7 protein-coding genes are annotated in these 6,459 nt (G+C 47.0%); 3 read left to right on the top strand and 4 right to left on the bottom strand.

The window, feature by feature from the left end; all coding sequences use genetic code 11:
- Nucleotides 1–329: 329 nt before the first annotated feature.
- Both QUB61_RS28155 and upp read right to left on the bottom strand, forming a co-directional pair.
- The gene (locus QUB61_RS28155; RefSeq protein WP_333135857.1) at nt 330–476 is read right to left on the bottom strand and encodes a hypothetical protein; all 147 of its coding nucleotides are present in this window, start codon (nt 474–476) and stop codon (nt 330–332) included.
- Nucleotides 477–795: 319 nt separating this feature from the next.
- Nucleotides 796–1,431: a uracil phosphoribosyltransferase gene (gene upp / locus QUB61_RS28150; RefSeq protein ID WP_333135854.1), complete on the bottom strand. Its 636-nt coding sequence runs from the start codon at nt 1,429–1,431 to the stop codon at nt 796–798.
- 610 nt (nt 1,432–2,041) lie between these two features.
- On the opposite strand from upp, the gene QUB61_RS28145 reads away from it, so the two are divergent.
- Nucleotides 2,042–2,614 (top strand): DUF4360 domain-containing protein, encoded by a 573-nt coding sequence (locus tag QUB61_RS28145; RefSeq protein ID WP_333135852.1) that lies wholly within the window; start codon nt 2,042–2,044, stop codon nt 2,612–2,614.
- 61 nt (nt 2,615–2,675) lie between these two features.
- On the opposite strand, the gene QUB61_RS28140 is transcribed toward QUB61_RS28145, so the two are convergent.
- Together QUB61_RS28140 and QUB61_RS28135 are read right to left on the bottom strand one after the other, a co-directional pair.
- Nucleotides 2,676–3,551: a hypothetical protein gene (locus QUB61_RS28140; RefSeq protein WP_333190213.1), complete on the bottom strand. Its 876-nt coding sequence runs from the start codon at nt 3,549–3,551 to the stop codon at nt 2,676–2,678.
- 48 nt (nt 3,552–3,599) lie between these two features.
- Nucleotides 3,600–3,818, bottom strand: coding sequence for a hypothetical protein (locus QUB61_RS28135; RefSeq protein ID WP_333132434.1), 219 nt, complete (start codon nt 3,816–3,818; stop codon nt 3,600–3,602).
- On the opposite strand from QUB61_RS28135, the gene QUB61_RS28130 reads away from it, so the two are divergent.
- Both QUB61_RS28130 and QUB61_RS28125 read left to right on the top strand, forming a co-directional pair.
- Nucleotides 3,807–3,983 (top strand): hypothetical protein, encoded by a 177-nt coding sequence (locus tag QUB61_RS28130; protein WP_333132433.1) that lies wholly within the window; start codon nt 3,807–3,809, stop codon nt 3,981–3,983. The two genes, QUB61_RS28135 and QUB61_RS28130, sit on opposite strands and share 12 nt — an antisense overlap.
- 51 nt (nt 3,984–4,034) lie before the next feature.
- Nucleotides 4,035–6,188, top strand: coding sequence for a polyribonucleotide nucleotidyltransferase (locus tag QUB61_RS28125; protein ID WP_333132432.1), 2,154 nt, complete (start codon nt 4,035–4,037; stop codon nt 6,186–6,188).
- Nucleotides 6,189–6,459: the final 271 nt, after the last annotated feature.

The raw sequence follows: 6,459 nt of genomic DNA, 5'->3' as shown, positions 1-6,459 counted from the left end.
GTTGGTCGTAAGACCTGCAAAGGCAAGCAACGACTGTGAAACTAGAATCCCCGCACCTTCAGGTCGGGGAGTGTCAAACCAAGAAACCGGGTTTTTTTACCGTTTCTGCCGATTGCAACAGAAGTATTTTCGTAAAAAAACCCGGTTTCGGGTCACCCATGCGTCCAAAACTAGAAAAAAGGAAAATGCTTTCTTCTCCCCTCCCGCAACTCCGAAAGAGGCGAAATCTCAAAACTCTTCCCCTCCCTCCTATCGAGATCGGACAACAATGCAGACAAAAATTTTGTTAATTTAATTAACACAACTTGCGCAAAAAAAAACCAGAGATGTCAAATCGCGCCCTTTTTGGAGAGTGCTGCAATCATCTGCCGTTTCACCGCTTTAGCCCAAAGCTCAAACTCCAAACTGTTGATATTGTTAATTTTCAATTCCTCAACAGGCTGAAGTGGGGCTTCTTTCTGTGCTGTAGTTTCCATTCTTTTTTCCTCGTCCAAAAAATGTTAGTAGTCGATCAAAAACGGTGAGCATCATACATCTATTTTATGAACTAATTCCTGCGATTAATTACACTAAAGGCAGAGAAATTACCCATAAAATGCAGTAAATACATTGAGATAATGCAATTTACGAATTTAACCTAAGAAAATCCTACAACCCTTGCTATATATAGGCTTTCCCTGACATTAAAATCTTACAATTTACATTGTCTGGCACTATCAAACCACTGCTTATGTTAGAAAACTTACTTTTAAACGAATGTATTGGCATATACAGCCCAAAATAATTTTATTGAATTCACATAGTGCCGTAAAGCCGATCGCCTGCATCTCCGAGTCCGGGTACAATATAGCCGTGCTCGTCCAAACACTCGTCAACTGCCGCCGTATAAATCTGCACGTCAGGGTGTTGTTCGTGAAAGTGCTTAAGTCCCTCCGGCGCCGCCAGCAAGCACAAAAACTTAATAGACTTCGGATTAACTTCTTTCAGCCTATCCACTGCCGCCACTGCTGAATTACCAGTAGCCAGCATCGGATCGACAATTAAAACATCTCGCTGTTCGATATCCTGGGGAACTTTGAAATAATATTCGATCGCCATCCGAGTTGTCGGCTCGCGGTACAAACCAATATGTCCTACCCTCGCAGACGGAATCAGTTCTAAAATACTATCTAACAATCCCTGACCGGCGCGCATAATCGAAATAATAACAATTTTCTTGGACGCAGCCAGCACCGGTGCATTCATTTTTGCGATCGGCGTTTCTATTTGTTCGTATTTTAGCGGCAAATCTCGCGTCACTTCATAGGCTAGCAGCATCCCAATCTCTTTCAGCAGTTGGCGAAATTTCGCCGTGCTCGTTTGAGTTTGCCGCATTAGAGTTAACTTGTGCTGTATCAAAGGATGGTCGATGACAGTAACTTTAGCACTCATTTTTTTTTAACAATTAATCTGCTTTATTCTAACTTATCAGTCCCGGACGCACTCTTGACGCGAAAAAAACCCGGTTTATAGCCGCCCCTGCGTCCAGGACTACTTATATCAAACCCGTATTTAAAACACGAATACCGCGCGCAGAAAATTCGCTTCTACACTTGCCTTTTTTGGGCGCAGCGCCACACTAACTATGCGAGGTTTGAAAATACACAAATATGTCATTCTCTCGTTTCCTCTCCTTCCCGCGCTCTTCCTGGGAACGCAGATCCGCGTCCAAAAGCCTCCCCGCTGGTCTGCCTCGCTGTCTCGCCCTCCGTCCAAGCCCTTTAAAACAGATCCGGAGTTTCCCGCCGAAATCTTCCGGAAGTGTCACCAACAGATACGAATCTTAGAAAGTGTCAGCATAAAACCTATTGTTTCGATGAATTCATTAATCGAAAAAACCCGATACAGGTAATGCACTTAAGGTCATCAGCTTGGCTTGACAGGCTTTTCATCTTGCAACATGAAGACTGCCCAATCCAAGTTTAAAGAAGCTTACCTAAACTTAGCTTCAATTCCTTAAAGGGTTCCAAACACACAACTTAACTTATTAAGGAGAACATCCATGAAGTTTGTAAAACTATTGCTAGCTACGGCATTAATGACAGCTTCTATCAGCCCCGCCTTTGCTAATCCGGCAGTTCAAATTTTAGGTGCAAGCTACGGCGGTAGCGGTTGCCCCGATCGCTCCGCCAGCGTCAGCGTCAGCCCCGACGGTCAAGAACTCACCATCCTATTTGATAAGTTTGCAGCCCAGGGAAATGTCTCAACAGAAAGCCGGAAAAGCTGCAATCTCAGCATTCCCATCAAAGTACCCCAAGGCTACCAAATTTCTATCTACGATGCTGATTACCGCGGCTACGTTGCTCCTAAAACCACAGGCAACCTGCGAGCAGAATACTTTTTCGCTGGAGCCCGCGGTCCAGTTTTTAATCGGAATTTGAGCGGGGAAACTAACTACAATGTTCGAGATAGCTTAGCCACTGTAGCTAATGTTTGGTCTCGCTGCGGCGACAGTGTAAATATGCGAGTAAATGCTGCGATGACAGCCCGCGGTGCCGGCATGGCCACCGTTGACTCCTTCGATTTGGCTCATCGCGGTTTAGTTTATCACGTCAAATATCGCACTTGCCGCTAAGCAGCTTGTGGGGAGTGTAGTGTGAGGAATAGTTGTCAGGTTTCAATTTTGAATTTTGAGTTTAAAGTGGGGAGAGCGGATAATTTTCCCTCTTCCTTCTTCCCTCTTCCTTCTTCCCTCTTCCTTCTTCCTTCTTCCCTCTTCCTTCTTCCTTCTTCCCTCTTCCTTCTTCCTTCTTCCCTCTTCCTTCTTCCTTCTTCCTTCTTCCTTCTTCCTTCGATTGATATGTTCGGCAAGCCGTCGGCATTTGCTTAACAAAAGTGGCGAGGCGGAGTATGTCTGTAGAACTGTCTAACAGAGGTTGCCATTTGGCAATAGCAGAACCGTCGGACTGTTTCTCCAATCCCGGCAAAAATTTGCATCTTGCCAACAAATCCAAACTCCACCTAGCAATATGAGACCAAAAACGCAAATCTGAGCCGACAAAAGAGTCTGGTTCCGTGCTGTTAAGCGGTAGTGATTGCAAGAAAACAAAAGCTGCTTGAGAGTCCAGACAAAAACCCTCGACTTGCCAGGGATAAAGGTAAATTTCCTCGATTTTAGCCTGTTCCTCAAGTGCTGCTGCTGAGTGCTGCGGCATCAGATTTGCGTTCGATTCTGAGATTTGTGTGGGAAGTGCGATCGCCCGAATTTCCCTTTGAATTGAGGAGTTTTTGGCGGTAATTTCTACATTTTGAGTTTGGGGCGACCGCCTATTTTTTTTGCTTTTTTCCGGTGGAGTTTCTGCGGTTTCCGGTAATTGCCAGTTGAGTTTTCCCGACTGCTGCAAGGAAGTTAGGAAAGTCTTAATTTCAGCTTCGGTCATTGCTAAGGGATGCGGTAGATTTACCCCCGATTCTACGGTGTGAATTGCCCCCACTTTTCGCCAAGTTTCTCCCCAAATAAATAAGCAACTTTTCTCCTTTTCAAGTAGCCAACTGCCGTGTAAAATTGCCATTTTTTTTACCCTGATATTTTTATTTAATTGCGAGAATGACTACAGCCTTTATATGGGATTTATGAATAAAATTTTCAACAAACAAAGGATATTTTGAGCCAGACAGGAATTAGGTAGAACCTGTATATGTAGGTGAGCCGTGCGGACCTTACCGCTTCTTCCCTGTCCTAGATAACTAAATCCTTCTTCCTTCTTCCTTCTTCCTTCTTCCTTCTTCCTTCTTCCTTCTTCTTCCTTCAACGTCCCAATTCCCAAATGAAAATTCATCGTACCATCTATGGCAGGCGTTTAGCGGGCGATCGACCGGAGAATCGACCCGAGACTGCAAAAAATAATTTCGAGTATAAATGCTTACAAGCCAGACGCAGACAGTCGATCGCCAGGCGATTATCCCTGTCTTTTGGCGTCGGACTCTCAAACCTCCTGTGGTAATGTTACGATCCCGACAGAGAAAGAATGTGGTAGATAAGGAAGCAGTGCTACATGGTAGAGATAGACAAGTCAATATCCTTCGATGGACGGGATATTAGACTGAAGATTGGTTTACTAGCGCCTCAAGCAGGCGGTGCAGTTTTGATTCAGTCAGGTGACACGGCGGTTTTAGTGACAGCGACTCGATCGCAGGGGAGAGAAGGAATTGATTTCCTGCCCCTGTTGGTGGATTACGAAGAGAGACTCTACGCTGGCGGTAAAATTCCCGGTGGATTTTTGCGCAGGGAAGGGCGTCCCCCCGAAAAAGTGACTTTGACTGGTCGTTTGATCGATCGACCGCTGCGCCCGCTATTTCCAAGCTGGCTGCGAGATGACATCCAAGTTGTAGCAACAACGGTGTCGATGGACGAACAAGTGCCGCCGGACGTTTTGGCGGTGACGGGGGCTTCGGTGGCGATACTGCTGGCGAAAATGCCGTTTTACGGGCCGATGGCGGCAGTGCGAGTCGGTTTGGTAGGGGACGATTTCATCATCAACCCCACCTACAGCGAAATCAAAGAAGGCGAGTTGGATCTGGTGGTAGCCGGTTCTCCTGATGGAGTAATCATGGTGGAAGCCAGCGCTAACCAATTGCCGGAACAGGATATCATCGAGGCGATCGACTTCGGCTATGAAGCAGCCTGTGACTTGATTCAAGCCCAGCGCGAAATTATGGCGGAACTGGGGATCGATTTGGTGGTAGAGGAACGGCCATCCCTAGACTCGGCGCTGGAAAACTTTATTCGCGATCGCGCCCAAGCCCCAATCCGCATCATTTTGTCTAAATTTGAACAAGACAAAAATCAGCGGAATGCAGCATTGGACGAAGTTAAGGCAAATGAAGTAGAAGCTGCGATCGCCGAACTCCCGGAAGAGGACCCGGTAAAACTAGCGGCCACCGCCAACAGCAAGGCGATCGGCAACGTTTTCAAAGACGTTACCAAAAAAATCATGCGCCAGCAAATCCTCGAAGATGGCGTCCGCGTAGACGGCCGCAAGCTAGACGAGGTGCGACCCGTTTCTTGTCGCGTAGGCGTGCTGCCGTCGCGAGTACACGGCTGTGCGTTGTTTAATCGGGGGTTAACCCAAGTCTTGTCCGCAGCTACCCTGGGAACCCCAGGCGACGCCCAAGACTTAGGAGACGACTTGCACCCGCAGCAAGACAAACGCTACCTGCATCACTACAATTTCCCGCCGTTTTCGGTAGGAGAAACCAAGCCGATGCGATCGCCCGGACGCCGAGAAATCGGTCACGGAGCCCTCGCAGAACGCGCTTTACTGCCAGTTTTGCCATCCAAAGAAGATTTCCCCTACGTGATTCGCGTAGTTTCAGAAATCCTTTCTTCCGACGGTTCCACCTCAATGGGTTCAGTTTGCGCCTCAACGCTAGCATTAATGGATGCAGGCGTTCCCCTTTCCCAACCCGTCAGCGGCGCGGCAATGGGCTTAATTAAAGAAGGCGATGAAGTCCGAATTTTGACTGACATTCAGGCAATTGAAGACTTTTTAGGCGACATGGACTTCAAAGTAGCCGGTACCGACACCGGGATTACTGCTTTGCAGATGGACATGAAAATCAAAGGTTTGCCCTTAGATGTGATTGCCACCGCCATCCGCCAAGCCAAACCGGCCAGACTGCACATTTTAGAAAGAATGCTGGCAACCATCGACACTCCCCGCAAGGAAATGTCGCCGTTTGCACCGCGTTTGCTAACCCTGAAAATCGATCCAGAATTTATCGGTTTGGTAATTGGGCCAGGTGGCAAAACGATCAAAGCCATCACCGAAGAAACCGGTGTCAAAATAGACATCGAAGACGACGGAACCGTGACAATTGCTGGCAACGACAGCGAAAAAGCTCAGCGGGCTTACAACATTGTCCAAGGCATGACGCGCAAGTTGAATGCAGGAGACGTGTATGTCGGCCGCGTAACTCGAATTATTCCGATCGGCGCTTTTGTGGAAATTTTGCCAGGAAAAGAAGGCATGATTCACATTTCCCAGTTAGCGGACTACCGCGTCGGGAAAGTGGAAGACGAGTTAGCTGTGAACGATGAAGTGATTGTCAAAGTGCGAGAAATTGACAACAAAGGTCGAATTAATTTGACCCGCTTGAACATTCATCCCGACGAAGCGGTAGCCGCCCGCGAAGCGCTGAATAAATAGTTTAGAGTTGGTAATTGGTAATTGCTTGTAGAGTAATTGCTAATTGCTAATTGGTAACTGGCAATTAGTAATTATTAATTGCTAATTGAGATTAAATCTGATTGTTTCAGATTTATTTAGGAGTAGGGTGCGCGACAGCGACAGATCGACTTTGTGCGATCGGCTGTAGAAGTTAATAGAGTCGCGCACTTTACCCTCGGCGGTTGAAACCGCAACTGCATAAATGAAGTCCCAGCAGAGCGGGGACTCAAAAAAATATAAAGTATGCTTA

Origin of the sequence: Microcoleus sp. C2D2, assembly GCF_036702495.1 — a bacterium.
In the GTDB taxonomy this organism is placed as follows: domain Bacteria; phylum Cyanobacteriota; class Cyanobacteriia; order Cyanobacteriales; family Microcoleaceae; genus Microcoleus.
The sequence above is the reverse complement of the archived record's forward strand: the minus strand, read 5'-3'. Positions and strand labels throughout refer to the sequence as shown.

What these genes read in the sequence shown, in the direction of transcription:
- QUB61_RS28145 (WP_333135852.1), top strand. Translation starts at nt 2,042, where the DNA reads ATGAAGTTTGTAAAACTATTGCTAGCTACGGCATTAATGACAGCTTCT.
- upp (WP_333135854.1), bottom strand. Translation starts at nt 1,431, where the DNA reads ATGAGTGCTAAAGTTACTGTCATCGACCATCCTTTGATACAGCACAAG.
- QUB61_RS28155 (WP_333135857.1), bottom strand. Translation starts at nt 476, where the DNA reads ATGGAAACTACAGCACAGAAAGAAGCCCCACTTCAGCCTGTTGAGGAA.
- QUB61_RS28130 (WP_333132433.1), top strand. Translation starts at nt 3,807, where the DNA reads ATGAAAATTCATCGTACCATCTATGGCAGGCGTTTAGCGGGCGATCGA.
- QUB61_RS28140 (WP_333190213.1), bottom strand. Translation starts at nt 3,551, where the DNA reads ATGGCAATTTTACACGGCAGTTGGCTACTTGAAAAGGAGAAAAGTTGC.
- QUB61_RS28125 (WP_333132432.1), top strand. Translation starts at nt 4,035, where the DNA reads ATGGTAGAGATAGACAAGTCAATATCCTTCGATGGACGGGATATTAGA.
- QUB61_RS28135 (WP_333132434.1), bottom strand. Translation starts at nt 3,818, where the DNA reads ATGAATTTTCATTTGGGAATTGGGACGTTGAAGGAAGAAGAAGGAAGA.